This is a genomic window from Rhizobium mongolense subsp. loessense, assembly GCF_900099775.1.
Lineage (GTDB): Bacteria > Pseudomonadota > Alphaproteobacteria > Rhizobiales > Rhizobiaceae > Rhizobium > Rhizobium loessense.
The window spans coordinates 27,853-47,564 of record NZ_FMTM01000006.1; the positions used below are offsets into that span (position 1 = coordinate 27,853).

The following is a 19,712-nucleotide window of genomic DNA, read 5'->3' on the forward strand; positions in this document are numbered from 1 at the left end:
TGGCGCGGAGTTATCCGGTTTGCCCGAAAATGGGATGTCTTGTCGTGATGCGGCACATTGAAGGACGGAGACATACCGCTGATGTCGGAAATGAATCACAGCCTCCCGGGACAGGCGGACGAGGGCGCTTGGCCTGATATCCGTTCACATGAGGCAGGCCAGAAACATACGGCCAGAAAAGCCGTGAAGCAAAGCGCAGGGTCACTGACGCGACTGGCAAGGATTTGCGCAGGCGGAACGGCAATCGCAGCATTGGCGCGGCCGGTGCTGGCCCAAGTCGAATCCGAAGCAGCAGCATCCGCACATCTTTTCACGTCTTCGCAGGTCGTCGGCTTTTCCGTCGTGATCGGCGTCATTTCCGCGGCTCTGCTTTCGACTCTCTGGCTTGTGCGCCAGCGCGGTAATCTTGAAAACGAAAGCCGTGAAATCCGGTCTGCCCTTTCCGATGCGCATCAGCGCATTTCGCAATACCAGGCGCTGATCGCCGACAAGAATCGTCGCATCGTCGTCTGGGACGGCAATGAGCGGCCGGAACTGCTTGGCCAGCTTCCAGCCGAAACCGGTGCGCCGCAGGACAGCGAATTCCTGGCGTTCGGCCTCTGGCTGAAACCCCGTTCCGCTACAGAGCTCGAAAGAGCGATTGATCGTCTACGTGGTGTTGCACAAAGCTTCGATATGGTTGTCGAAACCAGTCGCGAGGAAATCCTCGAGGCGCAAGGTCGCGTTTCCGGTGGCCGAGCCTTCGTGCGTTTCGTGGCGCTGAACAATCTCCGCGCCGAGCTTGCCGAATTGAAGATCGAGCGCGACCGGCTGATGTCCTCGATCTCGGCCTTCCAGAACCTGCTCGATGCGATCGACCTGCCCGCCTGGCAGCGCGATACCGAAGGGCGCCTCACCTGGGTCAATCAGGCCTATGGCGATGCGGTCGAGGCGAAGTCGCCGCAGCACGCGATCAATGAAGGACGGGAGATCCTGACGACGGTCGCACGCGAACACATCCGCGTTGCGGCGACGCCCGAATCGCCCTTCCACGACAAGATTTCGACGGTCGTTCGTGGCAATCGCACCTTTTTCGACGTCGTTGACGTGAAGTTGCCAAGCGGTTCCGCCGGCATCGCGATCGACGTTTCTGAAGCAGCATCCGTCCGCGCCGAGCTTGAGCGGACGCTGAAGAGCCACGCCGAGACACTCGACCATCTTGCGACGCCTGTTGCGATCTTCGATGGCGACCGTCGTTTGCAGTTTTACAATCAGGCCTTCGTCGCGCTCTGGGAGCTCGATATCGCTTTCCTCGAAAGTAAGCCCGACAACGCCGAGTTGCTGGAGCGTTTGCGCGCCGCAAAGAAGCTTCCCGATCAGCTCAACTGGAAAAGCTGGAAGGAAACCGCACTTTCCGTCTATCGGGCACTCGATACGCAAACGGACCTCTGGCATCTGCCGAACGGTCAGACGCTGCGGGTCTTTGCGACCGCACATCCACAAGGCGGCGCAACCTGGGTTTTCGAGAATTTAACCGAACAGGTCGCTCTCGAGACGAGATACAACACGCTGGTCAAGGTCCAGGGCGAAACGATTGACCATCTCTCCGAAGGCGTCGCCGTTTTCGGAGCCGACGGTCGTATTCGCCTTTCGAACCCGGCCTTCCGCATGCTCTGGGGCATTACCGAGGCCGAGGCCAAGCCAGGAACACATATTCGTGCGATCGGCGAAACATGCTTACAGTCCTATGACCGGCCGGACGGCTGGAAGACCTTTGCAGAGCTGATTACCAGCTTCGATGACGAACGCCGTTCCAGTCAAGGAACACTGGAGTTGCTCTCTGGCCTTGTGCTGGATTACGCCGTCATTCCGCTGCCCAACGCCCAGACGATGCTGACTTTCGTCAACATGACCGATAGCGTCCGCGCAGAACGCGCGCTGACTGAGAAGAACGAGGCGCTGCGCAAGGCCGACGAGCTGAAGAACGATTTCGTACAGCATGTCTCCTATGAGCTACGCTCACCACTGACCAATATTATCGGTTTTGCCGATCTGCTGCGCACCCCAAGCGTCGGACCGCTGAACGAGCGTCAGGCCGAATATATCGACCACATTTCGACCTCCTCGTCGGTGCTGCTGACGCTGGTCAACGATATTCTCGATCTTGCCACCGTGGATGCCGGCATTATGAGGCTCAACTATTCGGAAATCGATCTCAACGATCTTCTCGATGATGTCTCCATGCAAATTGCCGACCGGCTGCAGGAAAGCGGCGTGACGCTGGAGATCACAGCGCCTGCCTATCTTGGCTCGATCGTCGCCGATCCCCAGCGCTTGAAACAGATCCTATTGAAGCTGCTTTCCAATGCTGCGAATTTTTCACCGGAAGGTGCGGCAATCTCTCTCGAATGTCATCGCGAGGGCACGGATTTCGTCTTCTCCGTCAGCGACCGCGGCCCCGGGATTCCGCAGGACATGATCGCGACAGTCTTCGATCGGTTTGCCACGGGTGCAAAAAGCGGCAAGCGCGGCGGTGCAGGCCTTGGCCTTTCGATTGTTGACAGTTTCGTCAGCCTACATAACGGCAGGGTTTCGATCGATAGCCAGCCGGGCAAGGGCACGAAGGTTATTTGCCGGATTCCCTCGGTCAACCTGCCGCACGCCGTCGCAGCAGCAGAATGATCACGAAGGACGACACAATCTCCCTTTTCCTGGAAGACGAGGCGGCAACAATCCGCCTTGGAGAAGATTTGGCGCTCGCGCTGAAGGCTGGTGATTGCCTGGCACTTTCCGGAGAGCTCGGAGCTGGAAAATCATCCCTTGCCCGTGCGTTTCTGCGTGCCATGGCGGATGACGAGCGGCTTGAGGTCCCGAGCCCGACATTTACGCTGGTTCAATCCTACGATTTGCGGATTCCGGTTTCGCATTTCGATCTCTACCGCATCGCTGACGGTGCGGAGTTAGAGGAACTCGGCTTCGATGAAGCACTTCAGAACGGTATCTGCCTTGTCGAATGGCCCGAAATGGCAGATGACGAATTGCCCGCCGATCGTATCGTGATGAAACTTGAGCATGCAGGCAGGGGCCGGCGTGCAACGATTTCCGCGCCGCGCGCGCAGATGCAGAGAATCCGCCGCGTTCTCGCAATCCGCGCTTTTCTCGCGAAAGCCGGGCACCCGATCGCAAAACGCCGCTTCCTGACAGGTGATGCATCGCTGCGCGCCTACGAAGCGGTCTATCCGGATCGCCAGGGCCGTAAGATACTGATGGATTGGCCGCCGCTTCCCGAGGGACCAGCGGTACTCGACGGAAAGCCTTACCCGAAGGTTGCCCATATTGCCGAGAATGCCTATCCCTTCGTTGCAATTGCCAATGTGCTGCGCGAAAGAGGCTTTGCAACGCCACAAATCTATGAGGTCGACTATGCTCAGGGCATTCTGCTGATCGAAGATCTCGGCAGCGATGGCGTGCTTGACGAGGGCGACAAGCCCATCGCCTTACGTTACCGACAAAGTGTCGCCTGCCTTGCGCATTTGCACGGAATGAAAATTCCGCAGGATATCCGCGTCACCGATAGCCACATCCACCACATTCCCGATTTTGACCGCACCGCCATGAAGATGGAAGTGCGCCTGGTTCTGGACTGGTATCTCCCCTGGAAGCGCGGTACAGCTCCCAGCGATGCCGAGCGTGCGGAATATCTGGCGATCTGGGATAGGCTCATCGATGAACTCGCATCGGCAGAAAAAAATCTGTTGCTCCGGGACTTCCATTCCCCAAACATCATCTGGCGCGAAGGACAGAAGGGTATTCAGAAGATCGGCCTCATCGATTTTCAAGACGCCATGATAGGCCCGACCGCCTATGATCTTGCATCCATCGTGCAGGATGCGCGCGTCACCATCGAATCTGCCCTGTTCAGGCAGCTCATGGACGACTATTTGGCTTTTCGCCGCGCACACGGCAATTTTGACGAAGCCGGCTTCCTGAAAAGCTGGGCGATCATGTCGGCTCAGCGTAACTGCAAGCTTGCCGGTCTCTGGGTACGGCTGTTGCAGCGCGACGGAAAGCCCGGCTATACGAAACACATGCCCCGAACACTATCCTATCTTAAGGTGGCGCTTGAACATGAAGCGCTTGCCCCCTTGCGCGATTGGTGCGCAAGGGCTGGAATAAACTAGAGCGAATCATAAGTTCCGGATCAGATGACCATCAAACAAGCCATGGTGCTGGCTGCCGGCCTTGGCACCCGCATGCGCCCAATCACCGATACAATCCCGAAGCCGCTGGTGAAAATCGACGGCAAGCCGATGATCGACTATGCACTGGATTCGCTTGCGGAGGCAGGCGTCGAGAAGGTGGTCGTCAACGTCCATCATCTCGCCGATCAGATGCTCGCGCATTTGAATTCTTACAAAGCTCTCGATATCATCATTTCCGACGAGCGCGACCGACTGATGAACAATGGCGGCGGCCTGGCAAAGGGCCTCAAGCTCCTTGGTCGCGGCACGGTTTTCGTCACCAATGCCGATCTTTTCTGGATCGGTGAACGGGCTGACCGGCCGAGCAACCTTCGACGTTTAGCCGGATTCTTCGATGCAACCCGCATGGATATGGCCATGCTCTGCGTCAAACTTGCAGATACGACCGGCCACAATGGCAAGAATGATTTCAACCTCGACCTGGATGGCAGGCTTACCCGCTATCGTGAAAGGGGTCCGAATCCCGTCGTCTATGCCGGCGCAATCGTCATGGACACATCGTTTTTGGACGATGCTCCCGCCGATGACCCGTTCAATTTCAATATCTATTTCGACAAGGCGATCGAGCGCGGACGGCTTTTTGGCATGATGCTCGAGGGCCATTGGCTGACGGTCGGCACGCCGGAGGCGATCGACGAAGCGGAGGAAACGATCCGGCGCTTCCGGACGTTTGTGTAACGGATGGCCGAACGGCACCAGCCTCGCGTTCTAACGATCCCGGCAGGTCTGCCTTTCCTGAAGACGCTTGCCGCGACGCTCTGCGACGGGGGACTGACGCCGCTCTTCCGGCACGATCCGAATGATCCGCTTTCGCTCTCCAAAGTGACGATCTACCTGCCAACGCGACGCGCCGCGCGCGTGCTGCGTTCGGAGTTCGTCGATCTTCTCGGCGGCCGTTCGGCGATCCTGCCGGTTATCCGGCCGCTCGGCGAGACGGATGACGACAGCGGCTATTTCGAGGAGGCGCTGCCTGCAACCCTCGATCTCGCGCTGCCGCTTTCGAATACCGCGCGCCTGCTGGAGCTTGCCCGCCTCATACTCGCCTGGCGCAACAGGCTGCCAGAGATCGTGCGGCGTATCCACGCCGATTCGCCCTTGGCCGCGCCGGCGAGCCCGGCAGATGCGATCTGGCTCGCACGCAATCTTGCCGAACTGATCGATTCCATCGAGACCGAGGTTCGCGAGTGGTCGGAACTTTCGAAACTCGATGCCGAAGATCATGCTCTGTGGTGGCAGTTGACGGCCGAATTTCTGCAGATCGCCATCGCTTTCTGGCCGGAACGGCTTGCCGAACTCGGAAAATCGTCCCCGGCACGCCATCGCAATGCAATCCTGCGTGCCGAAGCCCACCGGCTCGCAACGGCAAAACCTGCCGGACCGATTATTATTGCCGGGTCCACTGGCTCGATGCCGGCAACGGCCGACCTCATCGCTGCCGTCGCCAATCTGCCTGAGGGCGTGATCGTCCTTCCGGGCCTCGATCTATCCATGCCGGATGTGCATTGGCAGATGGTTGCGCCAGAGATTACCGCTTTCGAGCGGACCAACCCGGCGAGTCGAAGCCACCCGCAATATGGCCTTTCGTCCCTCCTCAAACGGCTGAACCTCACGCGCGGCGACGTCGTTGCGATCGAGGAGGCGGAACAAGATCTGCATCGCCGCGCAGAAATTCTTTCCCGTGCGCTCGCTCCAGCGGAAGCGACGAGCAATTGGGGCGAATGGAAGAAAGAACTCCCGGACGATGCATTGGCGGCTGCCTTTGCCGATGTCTCGCTGATCGAAGCCACAAACGAACGTGAAGAAGCGACGGCGATCGCCATAGCCTTGCGGCTGGCACTGGAGCAGCCGGGACGAAACGGCGACAGCCAGACAGCGCTTATCACACCAGACCGCAATCTTGCCCGGCGCGTGATGGCAGAACTCTCCCGCTTCGGCATCCTGGCCGACGACTCGGCCGGTACGCCACTTGCGGCTATGCTGCAGGGAACACTCCTTCAACTGCTCCTCGAGGCAACACTTCGGCCCGGCGATCCAGTCACAATCGTAGCATTGCTCAAGCATCCTTTGGCCCGCTTCGGCCTCGAACGCAGCGCGCTCACGCAAGCCGTCGAAGCACTCGAACTTCTCGCTCTGCGTGGCGGTGTTGCCGAGGTTGATATCAGCGCGTTGGAGCCTTTGCTGGAGCATCAGCTTTCAGAGCAGGCAAGGGACAGACACGCGCCGAATTGGCGGAGGGCACTGCCACCGGAAGCGGCGGAGCAAGCGCGCAATCTTGCCCGGCGGATGTCGAATGCGACCGAACCGCTGGCATCTGCGCTCGTTCGGCACCGGCCGGATGGCCGTGGACTGACGGCCAGCTTCACGCTTTCCGATTGGGCGGAGCGGACCGGACGTGCACTCGAAGCCGTGGCAGTCGATGAACGCGGCAACCTCGCCAATCTCTGGGCTGGTGAAGCGGGCGATTCACTTGCAAGCCTGCTCAAAGAGGTGATCGAGACGCAGGGCCAGATCGAAGCCGATGGACCGCAATGGATCGATATCATGGCGGCGCTTTCGGCCGGCCAGGCGGTCAAACCGCGCGCGCTCAGCCATCCAAGAGTTTTCATTTTCGGCACGTTGGAGGCGCGTCTGCAAAGCGTCGACACGCTGATTCTGGGTGGACTGAATGAAGGCTCCTGGCCCGGCCAAACGGCCAACAATCCCTTCATCTCGCGCACGATGAAGACGGAAATCGGCCTCGAGCCGCCGGAGCGGCGCATCGGCCAACTGGCCCATGACTTCATAATGGCGAGCGGAACACGGCATCTGATCTATTCGCGCTCGCTGCGGCAAGGCTCGACGCCGACGGTCGCTTCGCGTTGGCTGCAGCGGCTGCTTGCGCTGGGCGGCGAGGCTTTCGAAAGGGAACTGAAAGCACGCGGCGACCGCTTCGTGCATTGGGTAGGCCTTCTGGACGAGAGCAAGAGCCAAGCACCCGCGCAACGCCCCTCGCCTACACCACCCCTTGAACTGCAGCCGAAATCCTATTCCTTCAGCGAAGTTGGCCGACTGCGGCGCGATCCTTATGCCATCTATGCCCGGCGCATCTTACGGCTTGACCCCGTGGATCCCTTCAATCGCGATCCAGGCGCTGCGGAACGCGGGACGCTCTATCACACGATCATCGACCGCTTTGTCCGTGAAGGACATGCTGCAGGTACGCCGGAAGCAGCGCAAGCAATGGAAACCATTCTGATGGAGCTCTTCGACATGGAGCACCTGCCGTCGCACATTGATGCAGTATGGCGGCCGCGTTTCAGGGAGGTGGCGCGCGCATTCCTCGAATGGGAAGCCGAACGCCGACCGGCGATCCGCAAAACTTATACGGAAGTGCGCGGCGGCGTGGAACTCGAACCGATCAATATCCGGTTGACAGGCGTTGCGGATCGCATCGATGTGACCGGCCCAAACGCTGCCGACATCATCGACTACAAGACCGGCTACAATCCATCGCCCGCACAGGCGCGCGCGCTTCTCGACCCGCAGTTGGCGCTTGAGGCCGCCGCGCTCAGCGCCGGCGCCTTTCGTGACGTCGGAAGTCTGACGCCACAGGATCTCATCTATGTGCGCCTTCGGCCCGGCAGCCGTTTCGACACCGATGTAGTCAACAATGAAACTTCCACTCGAAGCGACAAGGCAAAATCGGCCCTCGATCTGGCAAGGGAATCGATCGATCAATTGGTCAAATTCGTGTCTCTTCTGCAATCCGGCGAACGTGGTTTCACTTCACGGTTAATTCCGGCGCAGCAGTTCGATTTCGGAGGTGATTACGATCACCTTGCGCGCGTTTCCGAATGGTCGACAGCCGAAAACGAAGAAGGGGGCGGCGATGAGTGATCCGACCGCACTTCCGGAAGGCGACGATCCGGGCATGTGGATCAGCTGGACGACGATCCAGCAGTCGATTGCCTCCGACCCGTCGCGGTCAGCCTGGGTTTCGGCCAATGCTGGTTCCGGCAAGACGCATGTGTTGACGCAGCGCGTCATCCGCCTTCTGCTTTCCGGTGCGCGGCCCTCGGCCATCCTCTGCCTCACTTATACCAAGGCCGCCGCATCCGAAATGTCGAATCGTGTCTTCGCGCGTCTGGCCGAGTGGGCGGTGCTGCCGGACGAGGAACTCAAAAACCGGATAACGCAGATCGAAGGCGAACCGCCGGATCGGCTCAAGCTTGCCGAAGCGAGACGACTTTTTGCCAAGGCGCTGGAAACGCCGGGCGGGCTGAAAATCCAGACCATCCATGCGTTTTGCGAGGCCTTGCTGCATCAGTTTCCACTGGAGGCCAATGTCGCCGGCCATTTCTCGGTTCTCGACGATCGCGCCGCAGCGACGTTGCTCGCCGATGCCCGCCGCTCGCTGTTGACCGCGACGACACCCGAGCAAGATCCCGAGCTTGCCGATGCCTTCTCCTATATTCTCAATCTCGGTGACGAGACCGGGTTGGAGACACTGCTTGGCGAGATCGTCGCCAACCGCAACGCCATTCGCCGCTTCATTTCCGCAGCTGAGCAACAAGGCGGGATTGCGGCCACGCTGCGCAGGGAACTGCAACTTTCGTCCGACGAAACAGAGATCCAGATCACCTCGCGATACTGGCCGCTGCCGGGTCTCTTCGGCGTGACGCTCGATCTTTACCTGACATTGACAGTCCAAAAGGGCGGCGCGAAAGCGCAGGAAGTTGCCTATGGCTTGCGGCAGGCTTCCAACGAGCGGAATGCGACAAAGCGGGCAGAATTGTTGGAAAAGATATTCCTGACGGCGAAGGGCGAACCTAAGTCGGATTCGCAATTCACCGTCAAAGCCATGCTCTCCGATGCACCTGAGCTTGCAGATGCGATCGCTGAAGCGCGCGCGCATATCGTCGCCTGCCGCGACCGCCTCAAGATCATGCGGATGTTCAATGCCACCCATGCAGCGCTTATCCTCGCCGACCGGCTGAACCGGGATTATGAAGACCTGAAAAAGCAGCGCAGTCAGCTGGATTTCGAAGATCTCATCACGCGCACCGCGGATCTGTTGACGAAGAGCGGCGTCGGGCCTTGGATCCACTATAAGCTCGACCAGGGTATCGATCACATACTGGTCGATGAAGCGCAGGATACGAGCCCAATCCAATGGAGCGTGATCCAGTCGCTGGCGGAAGATTTCTTTTCCGGCGAAAGTGCCCGTCCCGTCGTGCGGACGCTGTTTGCCGTCGGCGACGAGAAGCAATCGATCTATTCCTTCCAGGGCGCGCGCCCGGAACGTTTCTCCGAAGAGAGCGAACGTACAAGGAAGCGGGTTTCGGCGAGCGGTCAAATGTTTTCCTCCGTGCGTCTGCCCCTTTCCTTTCGCTCGACATCCGACGTTCTCGCTGCGGTCGACCATATCTTCACATCATCCGAAAACGCGCGAGGCCTCAGCGCCGTCGAAGAGCCGGTCGTTCACCGCTCTAGCCGCATCGGTCACCCAGGTGCCGTCGATCTTTGGGAGATGATCGCCCCCGAAGCCGCCGTTAAGGACGAAGACTGGACGGCGCCCTTTGACGCGACACCCGAAAGCGCGCCAGCTGCTATTCTTGCCCGGCGCATTGCCCATACGATCGAGCGGCTTGTCGGCCACGAAACGATCGTCGAGAAGGGCAAGGAGCGTCTTATTCAGGCGGGTGATATTCTTGTGCTGGTCCGCAAGCGCGATACCTTCGTCAATGCGCTGACCCGCGCACTGAAACGGCGCGACAATATTCCGGTCGCGGGCGCAGACCGCCTCAGGCTAACCAGCCATATCGCCGTTCAGGACTTGCTGGCGCTTGGCCGCTTCCTCCTGTTGCCGCAGGATGATCTTTCACTGGCGGCAGTGCTCAAGAGCCCGCTGTTCGACCTATCAGAAGACGATATCTTCGCACTCGCTGCGCTGCGTAGCGACAATGTAAGCGTGTGGGCTCACCTGCAGCAATTTTCAGTCGAAGGTCACGAGCGATACGCGACCGTGACAGAAAAGCTCACGCTACTTCTTCATCAATCGCAAATCCTGTCCGTCCACGACTTCTACTCGCGTCTGCTTGGCGTTCACGGCGGCCGGCGCCAGTTTCTCGCGCGTCTCGGCACCGAGGTCAGCGATATTCTGGACGAGTTCCTCACATTCACGTTCGATCACGAAAGCTCGGGGCTGCCCGGCCTGCAATCCTTCATCTCAACGCTGGAACTCGAAGCGCCCGAGGTGAAGCGTGAGCAGGACAAGGGCCGCAACGAGGTTCGGATCATGACCGTGCATGCTTCTAAAGGCCTGGAAGCACCGATCGTTTTTCTTGTCGACGGTGGCTCGAAAGCTTTCACGCATACCCACATGCCGAAGCTGCGCCTGCTCGAAACAGATGCAGAGACCCCTCCAATACCTGTCTGGGTTCCAGTCAGCGACCTTGCCAATTCGATGACGCAAGCCGATGCGGCACGACTTCAGAAATTGGCCGAAGAGGAATACCGGCGGCTGCTCTATGTGGCGATGACACGCGCCGCCGACCGGTTGATCGTCTGCGGCTATCGCGGTGCCAGGACAAACAGCGATACTTGGCACATGATGATTTCATCAGCGATGGAAGACAGCCACCCGCATGTTACACCGGCAACCTTCAAAGGACCGGACGGTGAATGGCAGGGCGTGAAATGGCGCGTGCCGCAAGTAGGCCGCACGTTCGAGCGCTCCGAGAAGCCGGAAGACCGGAACGAACGGGAGGCCCTGCCCTCCAACATTCTCAGGCCGCTCCCGCCGCAAAGGCAGTTGCCGAGACCTCTCAGCCCATCCGGCGCCGGAACCATCATCGATGAGGAGGCGGATGATCTCTTGATCAATTCGCCGCTCTTTGCGGAAAAAAACCGCTCCGACCGGTCGTTGGAAAAGGGGCGTCTGATCCATCGCATGCTGCAGACCCTGCCGGACATCGCTCCAGCCGAGAGAGCGGAGGCGGCGGCGCGTTACGCAAGCCGTGCTGCACGTTCCTGGCCGGAAACCGAACGTCATCGACTGATCGATTCGGTGCTGAAACTATTAGCGGAGGACAGCCTTCAGGCGATTTTCGCAGTGCACACGCAGCCGGAAGTCTCGATCATGGGGACGCTCACCTTGAAGGGGGCGAATTATGCCGTTTCCGGCCGCGTCGATCGCTTGGCCGTATTCGACGATCGCGTCGTCGTTCTCGATTATAAAACCAATCGCGTGCCGCCCGCGACCCAAAAGGATATTCCCTATGCGCATCAGGCGCAGCTTGCGATCTACCGCGAAATCCTCGCGCCGCTCTACCCCGGCAAGCGCATCGATTGCCTGCTCGTCTATACCGAGAACGCCACTGTCTATACTTTGACCGAGTGTGAGCTCGAAATGGCGCTTGCAGGACTCAAAACAAAGTGAAATACCGGACATTGAAAGTTCGGCACCGCACCATCACATGTGGATCAACAGTAAATTCCGCTAAAGGAGCAGCCTATGGCTACCGTGAAAGTCGATATCAACAACTTCCAGTCGGAAGTTCTGGAATCTGCAGAACCCGTCGTCGTTGATTTTTGGGCTGAGTGGTGCGGTCCGTGCAAAATGATCGCCCCGAGCCTTGAGGAAATTGCAACCGAACTCGCAGGCAAGGTTAAGGTCGCCAAGCTTAACATTGATGAGAACCCGGAACTGGCAGCCCAGTTCGGCGTCCGCTCGATTCCGACGCTTGCCATTTTCAAGGCTGGTGAAGTTGCCGATATCAAGGTTGGCGCTGCTCCGAAGACCGCTCTATCGAGCTGGATTTCAAACGCCGCTTAAATCGATTGCACATTGAAGGAAAGCCCGGCTCGACCGGGCTTTTTTCATTTCGGGGTATCGCCGACGAGATAGAGCGTCCCGGCCGAGGACAGCGAGCGGGCAATGCATGAGCCGAAACAGCTTCGTTGCAAAACTGCCGGAGTCCTGCGATTGCCTGCCGCCCGCTAGCTAGGGGTGAAAGCTCCTGCTCACCATTGCAACGATGATCTCATAGAGTTCGCCTTGAGCCTGTTCGATCGTGATCTCTCCCGTCGCAGCGGCATGAGATAACGAATCGGCCGCCCCAATCACGGCCCAAAAGCTGGACTGCATGATGCCCTTTGAGCCCGTGAACGGCGCCAACGCCTTACGGCATTTCTCGATGAACGCCAGTTGATAGTCGCGTTTGACGGCCTCGAGTTCGGGGGAGCCGGCAAGCCCGGCCAACACGCCGGGAATCTCGCGGCCCTGGGCCAGCACGCATTCGACATAGGACGAAGCGATGACCCTTGCGGTTCTTTCCAACATCGGGGCGCAGGCCTCAAGCGCGGCGTCGATCACCGCCGTCTGGCGCGCGTCGAAGTCCTGATAGAGAGCCGTCAACAGGCCGTTGCGGGTACCGAAATGGTTGTAGATTACCGGCTTTGTAACGCCGGCCTCGTCTGCCATGCGCGGCAGCGTCAGCGCATCGGTACCTTCCTCGCGCGCGAGCCGCCACGCCACGTCGAGAAGCTGGCGTAGCCGCTGTTCACGGCTCAAACGGACGCGCTTCGCTGCAATCTGCGTGTCGTCGGGTGGGCTTGACATCTCTATATACCAAACGTAACTTACTTAAAGTATATAGATAGAACCCTTAAAACGCAACCATCCGCTGGTCTCCCGTCAGCGGCCAAAGCGGCACGCCTCTGCGCGCGCCGTTTCAGAGGAATTTTGCCCGATGACCGATATGGCACTTCCAAGCTCCGTGAACCGAAAGGCATGGCTCGGCCTCATGGCCGTGCTGCCGCTGGTCCTGCTCGTCGCAATGGACGGCTCGATTCTCTACCTCACCATACCGCACATCACGTCCGACCTGACGCCGACAGCCGACCAGGCGCTCTGGATTCTCGACATCTACGGCTTCGTGGTCGGCTCCCTGCTAATCGCCTTCGGCAATATCGGTGACCGCTATGGGCGGCTCAACCTCATTATGGTAGGCGCGGTGGTATTCGGTGCGGGATCGCTCGGCGCGGCCTATTCGCAATCTCCATTGATGCTGATAGCCGCCCGTGCGCTCATGGGGCTGGGCGGTGCTACATTGCTGCCGTCCGGGCTGGCAATCGTCAGCGCCCTGTTTCCCGATCCGCGGCTGCGCGCGCGGGCAATCGGCATCTTCGCCGCGACATTCGCAGCCGGCTTCGCCATTGGTCCCCTTATCGGCGGCATGTTGCTCAGGCAGTTCGAGTGGGGCGTCGTGTTCCTCATCAATGTCCCCGTCGTGCTCGCCTTTCTGATCGTCGCGCCGATCCTGCTTCGCGAAGTCCGCTCGACGACCTATGGTCGGATCGACCTGCCGAGTCTGCTTCTGTCGTTCGTCGGCATTCTGCTGTTGACCTGGTCGCTCAAGACCGCCGCAGCACAAGGCTTTGCGGCGGCGCAATCCGCCGGCGGGATCATCGGCATTCTTGCCCTTGCCCTGTTCCTGCGCCGACAGAACCGCATCGACTATCCGTTGCTCGATCTTAGCCTATTTCGAGATCCCATTTTCTCCATCGCGATCCTGACCGGGCTTTTGTCCCTCGTCGTCTGGTCTGTCGCCGGCTACCTGTCCGGCATCTATCTGCAATCTGTGCTGGGCTTCGATGTTTTTACCACGGCGCTGCTGACACTACCGGGGGCCATCGTGCTGACCGCGACGTGCGTGGGCACCCCTCGCATCGTAGAGTGGATCGGCCGCAAGACTGCACTTGTGGCAACGCACCTTTTGATAGGCGCTGGCGTCCTTTTACTGCTGCTTACGAGCACCGAGGTCGGTGGCGGGGCCTTCATCGCATCAACGCTCATCGCCGGCATCGGCTACGGACTGTCGTTCAGCCTCGTGGCCGAGGTCGCTGTCTCGGCGGTTTCGCCTGAACGCGCCGGCGCGGCCGGGTCAATCGCGGAAACCAGCAACGAGCTGGGAAACGCGCTCGGCATCACTTTGCTCGGATCGCTGGCCGCCCTGAGCTTCCGTCTGCTTGGTCCGGGCGTGGCGGGCACGCTCGACGAGACCCTGGATCGGCCGGGCCTTCCCCTTGAGACCATCGCACAGGCCAAGGAAGCCTTCCTTACCGGGTTGCATGTCGCAGTTGGAGTTGGAGGGTTGCTAATGCTTGTCGCCGGAATCATTGCGTGGCTTTGGCTGCCAAGAAAGCTGCCGGAATGGCGATCCGAAGGCGATATCGCTAAAATCACCGATTAAAGCGACAGTTTGCGTCTTAGCTTAAGACGTCACAAGAACACGTATTCTGCGACAATTGCATCTGCAGAATGCTTCCACCTTTCGGTTGGAGGCTGGGCTTCGACCGGGCTTCTTTCATTTCGGGGGTGTTTCGTTGTCAGCAAGAACATCGCCGACGAGATAGAGCGAGCCGCCGATCAGGATTCTGGGCGCCGGTGCCTGCGGATCAAGGATTTCCCTGATCGCGTCCAACGCTTCACCGACTGTGGACTTCGGCTCTGCGACAAGGCCCGCATCATAGGCAGAATTTGACAGGATCACCGGATCGATCATCGCATCGCTGCCACGGATCGGCACGCAGAAGACCTTTTCTGCAAGCCCGACGAAGGCCCTGAAATAGCCGACCGGGTCCTTGGTATTGATCATGCCGGTTATGAGGTAGAGCGGCCGCGGCTGCTTTTCCTCGAAATTTGCCATGGCCTCGGCGATAACTTCGCCAGCACCGGGATTATGACCCCCATCGACCCAGATTTCGGCACCGGCCGGGGCGTGCGCGATAAGGCGGCCCTCGGTCAGCCGCTGCAGGCGACCGGGCCATTCAACGCAATTCATAGCCTGTTCCATCATCGCTTCGGTGACAACGAAACCTGCTGCCTTGACGGCGCGGATTGCTGCTGCGGCGTTGGCATATTGATGGCGGCCGGGAAGGCGCGGCAACGGCAGATCGGCGAGACCGAATTCGTCCTGATAGACGAGGCGGCCATATTCCTCATGCGCCATGTAATCCTGGCCGAAAACAGCGGTCGGGCAACGCAAGCGCTCGGCAGTCGACATCAGGACATCCAGGACAGCGTCATATTCCTGATGGCCGATCACCACGGCATGGCCGGGCTTCATGATGCCGGCTTTTTCAGCCGCGATCAGTTCGACGCGGTCGCCGAGATAGGGCTGATGATCGAGCGAGATCGGCATGATGACCGAAACAGCCGGATCGGAGATGACGTTTGTCGCATCAAACCGTCCGCCGAGACCGACCTCGATGATTGCCGCATCGGCCGGGTGCTCGGAAAAGAGAAGGAAAGTCACCGCCGTCAGGATTTCGAAGACCGTGATTTTCTGGCCGGCATTCGCTTCAGCAACGCGCCGAAGCGCTTCTGCAAAAACAGCATCGTCGACAAACTGACCCCGGCCGCCCTTAAGACCGATCCGATAGCGCTCATGCCAGTTGACCAGGTGCGGCGAGGTATGGACATGGACGCCGTAGCCACCGGCTTCCAGCAATGCTCGGCAAAAGGCTGTAACCGAACCTTTGCCATTTGTTCCGGCAACATGAATGACCCGCGGCAGCCGGTTCTGCGGATTGCCGAGAACTTCGAGAAGACGGGTGATGCGATCGAGCGAAAGATCGAAGCCCTTGGGATGCAATCCCATGAGCTTGTTGATCTCCTGCGCTGCTTCACTCACTGCAGTCTGGCCTCTGGGTATCATTCCGCACGCCGCCCAAGCAGGTTTATGTCAATCAGGCGCTCGCTCCGATTGCGATCGCGCCGCCATTCACCTTGGCCGAGTTGGCGGGCTTCCGGGTCAGGATACTCAGCACACGCGCAAGCGTTTCCGGAATATCGTGCCGTTTGACGACTATGTCGACCATGCCGTGCTCAAGCAGGTATTCTGAAGTCTGGAAGCCTTCCGGCAGCTTCTCGCGGATCGTCTGCTCGATGACGCGCTTGCCGGCGAAGCAGATTTCAGCGCCCGGCTCTGCCAGATGAAGATCGCCCAACATAGCATAGGAGGCCGTAACGCCGCCCGTGGTCGGATTAGTGAGAACAACGATATAGGGTTGGCCAGCTTCCTTCAGCATATCAACGGCAACGGTGGTGCGCGGCAATTGCATCAGCGAAAGGATGCCTTCCTGCATGCGCGCGCCGCCGGAAGCCGGGAACATGACAAGCGGGCACTTTTCGGAAATCGCACGCTCGAAGGCCCTGACGATCGCCTCACCAGCGGCAATGCCGAGCGAGCCTCCCATGAAGTTGAACTCGTGCACGACGGCGACGAGCTTCAGGCCGCGAACCTTGCCAACGCCAGCGAGGATCGTATCTTCCTGTTCTGTCTTAAGGCGGCTGTCCTTCAGGCGATCCGTGTATTTCTTGGAATCACGGAATTTCAGCGGATCCTGCGCGACCTTCGGCTGCGGCAGCGACTCGTACTCACCGTTGTCGAAAAGGTCGGAAAGGCGTGCCTTTGCCGGCATTTTCATGTGATAGCCCGAAGCCGGAATAACCCACTTGTTGTCTTCCAAATCCTTGTGGAAGACCATCTCGCCCGTTTCCGGGCACTTGATCCAGAGGTTCTCCGGCACTTCGCGACGGCCCAGCATGGAGTTGATGCGCGGGCGAACGTAGTTGGTGATCCAGTTCAAGTCGAAAACTCCTGATTGACTACAGCCAATGTGGGGACACTATTCGGCAGCAACAAGGCGCGCCGAACGCGTTCCGGATGAAAGACCGCGAACGAGGGTGGCCACGGCCTGGACGGTATCTGCTGTGGCCTTTCCTTCGCTGCTCAGGCTTGTCGCCACCTGATTGACGATGGCCGTACCAACCACGACGCCATCGGCGGAGCTGCCGATAACCTTGGCGTGATCGGCAGTCTTGACGCCGAAACCGACACAAACGGGCAGATTGGTATGCTGCTTGATGCGCCTCACGGCCCCCGAGACCAGCGAAGGATCAGGCAGAGCCGAACCGGTGATGCCGTTCATCGAAACGTAGTAGACAAAACCAGACGTATTCTTCAGAACCGTCGGAAGGCGCTTGTCATCGGTCGTCGGCGTTGCCAGACGGATGAAATTGATGCCCTTCCTGATCGCTGGAATGCAAAGTTCGTCATCCATTTCCGGCGGAAGGTCGACGACGATCAAGCCATCGATGCCTGATGCGAGCGCATCGTCCAGAAACTTCTCGACGCCGTAGATATAGATGGGATTGTAATAGCCCATCATCACGATCGGCGTCGTATTGTCACCCTTACGGAAATCGGCTGCCAGCCGCAGCGTCTTCTTGAGCGTCTGTCCGCCCTTTAGCGCGCGCTGGCCAGCCATCTGGATTGCCGGGCCATCGGCCATCGGATCGGAGAACGGCATGCCGAGTTCGATGACATCGGAACCGGCTTCCGGCAACGCCTTCATGATGCCGAGCGAGGTCTCGTAATCCGGGTCGCCGCCCATGAAGTAGGTCACGAGCGCCGGGCGGCCTTCAGCCTTCAGATCGGCAAAGCGTTTATCCATACGTGCGGTCATGACTTACACACCCATTCCCAGAATCTTGCCGACAGTGAAGATGTCCTTGTCGCCGCGGCCGGAGAGGTTCATCAGGATGATCTCGTCCTTGCCCATTTTCGGCGCGCGCTTGATGACTTCGGCCAGCGCATGCGACGGCTCAAGCGCCGGAATAATGCCCTCGAGGCGGGTCAGCGTCTGGAAGGCATCGAGCGCCTCGTGGTCCATGATCGGCACGTATTCGACGCGGCCAATATCGTTCAGATAGGAATGCTCGGGGCCGATGCCGGGATAATCGAGGCCGGCCGAAATCGAGTGGCCCTCCTTGATCTGACCATCGCCGTCCTGGAGCAGATACGTGCGATTGCCGTGAAGGACGCCCGGCGAGCCGGCCGTGATCGAAGCGCAATGCTCATCGCCTTGCAGGCCCTTGCCGCCGGCTTCGACGCCGACGATCTTTACGCCTTCGTCATCCAGGAACGGATGGAAGATGCCGATTGCATTCGAACCGCCGCCAACCGCAGCGATGACAAGATCCGGCAGTCGTCCTTCGGCTTCCAGCATCTGCTCCTTGGCTTCCGTGCCGATGACCGCCTGGAAATCGCGAACCATTTCCGGATAGGGATGCGGACCGGCTGCGGTGCCGATCAGATAGTAGGTGTCATCGACGTTGGTGACCCAGTCACGCAGGGCTTCGTTCATCGCATCCTTCAGCGTGCCGTGACCTGCCGTCACCGGCTTCACCTCGGCGCCAAGCAGCTTCATGCGGAAAACGTTCGGCGCCTGGCGCTCGACATCCGTCGCGCCCATATAGACGACGCAGGGAAGGCCAAAGCGGGCGGCGACCGTTGCAGAGGCAACCCCATGCTGGCCCGCGCCGGTTTCAGCGATAATGCGCGTTTTGCCCATGCGCTTGGCAAGCAGGATCTGGCCGATGCAGTTGTTGATCTTGTGCGAACCCGTGTGGTTAAGCTCTTCGCGCTTGAAATAGATCTTCGCGCCGCCAAGCTCGGCCGTCAGGCGTTCAGCGAAATAAAGCGGACTCGGGCGGCCGATGTAGTGGCTGCCAAGATGTTTCAATTCCGCCTGGAATTCGGGATCGTCCTTCGCCTTGTTCCATTCCTCCTGCAGATCGAGGATCAACGGCATCAGCGTTTCGGCGACGAAACGGCCGCCATAGATGCCGAAACGGCCATCCTCATCGGGACCGGAACGGAAGGAATTCGGTTTTAGCGTCTGGTTCACTCTCAACTCCCTGAGACCGTTTCAGGCTCACAAGCCTTCTCGACCGCGTCGAAAAAATTATCGATCATGGCAACGCTCTTCACGCCGGGTGCACTTTCGACGCCGGAGGATACATCGATGCCGGGCGCCTTGGTGATCGTCAGCGCTTCGGCGATGTTGTCCTTGTTCAGCCCACCGGAAAGCATGTAATCCACGCCATCGTCAAGCCGGCCGAGCAGGCTCCAATCGAAGGAAACCCCGTTGCCGCCGGGCAGTTCCGACCCCTTCGGTGGCTTGGCGTCGAAGAGAAACCTGTCGGCTATCCCAATATAAGCCTCAACCCGCTTCAGATCATCGGCGCTGCGAACGGAGAAGACCTTCATGATCGCCAGACCGTAGACAGCCTTTATCGTCAAGACGCGTTCCGGGCTCTCGTTGCCGTGAAGCTGGATCATGTCCGGCTTCAAAAGCGCAACGATTTCATCAAGTTCGTCGTTAGTCGGATCGACCGTGACGGCGACGATCTTGGCTTTGCCGCGGACAGGATCGGCAAGCTTTCCGGCAACGTCCGGCTCGATATAACGAGGACTTTTCTCGAAGAAGATAAAACCGATATAGTTTGCGCCGCGATTCACCGCGCGCTCGATCGCTTCAGCGCTCTTCAGGCCGCAGATTTTGATATCGGGTTTCATGGCAGCGAAGTGACACGAAAAGGCAAAAGAGTCGAGCCAATTTGCGACCAAGGCTTAATTT

General features: G+C 59.2%; 13 protein-coding genes. 7 read left to right on the forward strand and 6 right to left on the reverse strand.

Annotated features, from left to right (window positions below; translation table 11 throughout):
• The first annotated feature begins 81 nt into the window (after positions 1-81).
• The 6 genes from BLP23_RS19560 (at position 82) to trxA (ending at position 12,057) form a co-directional block, all read left to right on the forward strand.
• Positions 82-2,661 carry a PAS domain-containing sensor histidine kinase gene (locus BLP23_RS19560; protein WP_092586528.1) on the forward strand — a complete coding sequence of 860 codons (2,580 nt, stop codon included), beginning with the start codon at positions 82-84 and terminating at the stop codon, positions 2,659-2,661.
• Positions 2,661-4,160 (forward strand): tRNA (adenosine(37)-N6)-threonylcarbamoyltransferase complex ATPase subunit type 1 TsaE, encoded by a 1,500-nt coding sequence (tsaE, locus tag BLP23_RS19565; protein WP_092586759.1) that lies wholly within the window; start codon positions 2,661-2,663, stop codon positions 4,158-4,160. Before BLP23_RS19560 ends, tsaE begins: the two co-directional genes overlap by 1 nt.
• Positions 4,161-4,184: 24 nt before the next feature.
• On the forward strand, positions 4,185-4,919 hold the full coding sequence (locus BLP23_RS19570; RefSeq protein WP_092586529.1) for a nucleotidyltransferase family protein: 735 nt from the start codon (positions 4,185-4,187) through the stop codon (positions 4,917-4,919).
• A 3-nt stretch (positions 4,920-4,922) separates the two neighbouring features.
• On the forward strand, positions 4,923-8,117 hold the full coding sequence (gene addB / locus BLP23_RS19575; RefSeq protein WP_092586530.1) for a double-strand break repair protein AddB: 3,195 nt from the start codon (positions 4,923-4,925) through the stop codon (positions 8,115-8,117).
• On the forward strand, positions 8,110-11,661 hold the full coding sequence (gene addA, locus BLP23_RS19580) for a double-strand break repair helicase AddA (RefSeq protein ID WP_092586531.1): 3,552 nt from the start codon (positions 8,110-8,112) through the stop codon (positions 11,659-11,661). Before addB ends, addA begins: the two co-directional genes overlap by 8 nt.
• A gap of 75 nt (positions 11,662-11,736) precedes the next feature.
• Positions 11,737-12,057, forward strand: a complete 321-nt coding sequence (trxA, locus tag BLP23_RS19585) for a thioredoxin (protein WP_022718427.1) — start codon at positions 11,737-11,739, stop codon at positions 12,055-12,057.
• Between the two features lie 168 nt (positions 12,058-12,225).
• Here trxA and BLP23_RS19590 read toward each other — a convergent pair whose 3' ends face one another.
• Complete coding sequence (locus BLP23_RS19590; RefSeq protein ID WP_092586532.1) at positions 12,226-12,843, reverse strand: TetR/AcrR family transcriptional regulator; 618 nt, start codon at positions 12,841-12,843, stop codon at positions 12,226-12,228.
• Positions 12,844-12,973: 130 nt separating this feature from the next.
• On the opposite strand from BLP23_RS19590, the gene BLP23_RS19595 reads away from it, so the two are divergent.
• Complete coding sequence (locus BLP23_RS19595) at positions 12,974-14,476, forward strand: MFS transporter (RefSeq protein ID WP_092586533.1); 1,503 nt, start codon at positions 12,974-12,976, stop codon at positions 14,474-14,476.
• A gap of 114 nt (positions 14,477-14,590) precedes the next feature.
• Here the strand turns inward: BLP23_RS19595 and BLP23_RS19600 are convergent, their stop codons facing one another.
• From BLP23_RS19600 to BLP23_RS19620, 5 genes are read right to left on the reverse strand one after another with little or no spacing between them, the layout of a single operon-like run.
• The gene (locus BLP23_RS19600; protein WP_092586534.1) at positions 14,591-15,943 is read right to left on the reverse strand and encodes a bifunctional folylpolyglutamate synthase/dihydrofolate synthase; all 1,353 of its coding nucleotides are present in this window, start codon (positions 15,941-15,943) and stop codon (positions 14,591-14,593) included.
• A 31-nt stretch (positions 15,944-15,974) separates the two neighbouring features.
• On the reverse strand, positions 15,975-16,877 hold the full coding sequence (gene accD / locus BLP23_RS19605; RefSeq protein ID WP_092586535.1) for an acetyl-CoA carboxylase, carboxyltransferase subunit beta: 903 nt from the start codon (positions 16,875-16,877) through the stop codon (positions 15,975-15,977).
• 39 nt (positions 16,878-16,916) lie between these two features.
• Complete coding sequence (gene trpA / locus BLP23_RS19610; RefSeq protein WP_092586536.1) at positions 16,917-17,756, reverse strand: tryptophan synthase subunit alpha; 840 nt, start codon at positions 17,754-17,756, stop codon at positions 16,917-16,919.
• A gap of 3 nt (positions 17,757-17,759) precedes the next feature.
• Positions 17,760-18,980 (reverse strand): tryptophan synthase subunit beta, encoded by a 1,221-nt coding sequence (trpB, locus tag BLP23_RS19615; RefSeq protein ID WP_092586537.1) that lies wholly within the window; start codon positions 18,978-18,980, stop codon positions 17,760-17,762.
• A 2-nt stretch (positions 18,981-18,982) separates the two neighbouring features.
• Positions 18,983-19,651, reverse strand: coding sequence for a phosphoribosylanthranilate isomerase (locus tag BLP23_RS19620; RefSeq protein WP_092586760.1), 669 nt, complete (start codon positions 19,649-19,651; stop codon positions 18,983-18,985).
• Between the last annotated feature and the right edge of the window lie 61 nt (positions 19,652-19,712).

Coding starts and splice junctions, on each gene's coding strand:
- BLP23_RS19560 (WP_092586528.1), top strand. CDS start 82: ATGTCGGAAATGAATCACAGCCTCCCGGGACAGGCGGACGAGGGCGCT.
- BLP23_RS19570 (WP_092586529.1), top strand. CDS start 4,185: ATGACCATCAAACAAGCCATGGTGCTGGCTGCCGGCCTTGGCACCCGC.
- addB (WP_092586530.1), top strand. CDS start 4,923: ATGGCCGAACGGCACCAGCCTCGCGTTCTAACGATCCCGGCAGGTCTG.
- addA (WP_092586531.1), top strand. CDS start 8,110: ATGAGTGATCCGACCGCACTTCCGGAAGGCGACGATCCGGGCATGTGG.
- trxA (WP_022718427.1), top strand. CDS start 11,737: ATGGCTACCGTGAAAGTCGATATCAACAACTTCCAGTCGGAAGTTCTG.
- BLP23_RS19590 (WP_092586532.1), bottom strand. CDS start 12,843: ATGTCAAGCCCACCCGACGACACGCAGATTGCAGCGAAGCGCGTCCGT.
- BLP23_RS19595 (WP_092586533.1), top strand. CDS start 12,974: ATGACCGATATGGCACTTCCAAGCTCCGTGAACCGAAAGGCATGGCTC.
- BLP23_RS19600 (WP_092586534.1), bottom strand. CDS start 15,943: ATGATACCCAGAGGCCAGACTGCAGTGAGTGAAGCAGCGCAGGAGATC.
- trpA (WP_092586536.1), bottom strand. CDS start 17,756: ATGACCGCACGTATGGATAAACGCTTTGCCGATCTGAAGGCTGAAGGC.
- BLP23_RS19620 (WP_092586760.1), bottom strand. CDS start 19,651: ATGAAACCCGATATCAAAATCTGCGGCCTGAAGAGCGCTGAAGCGATC.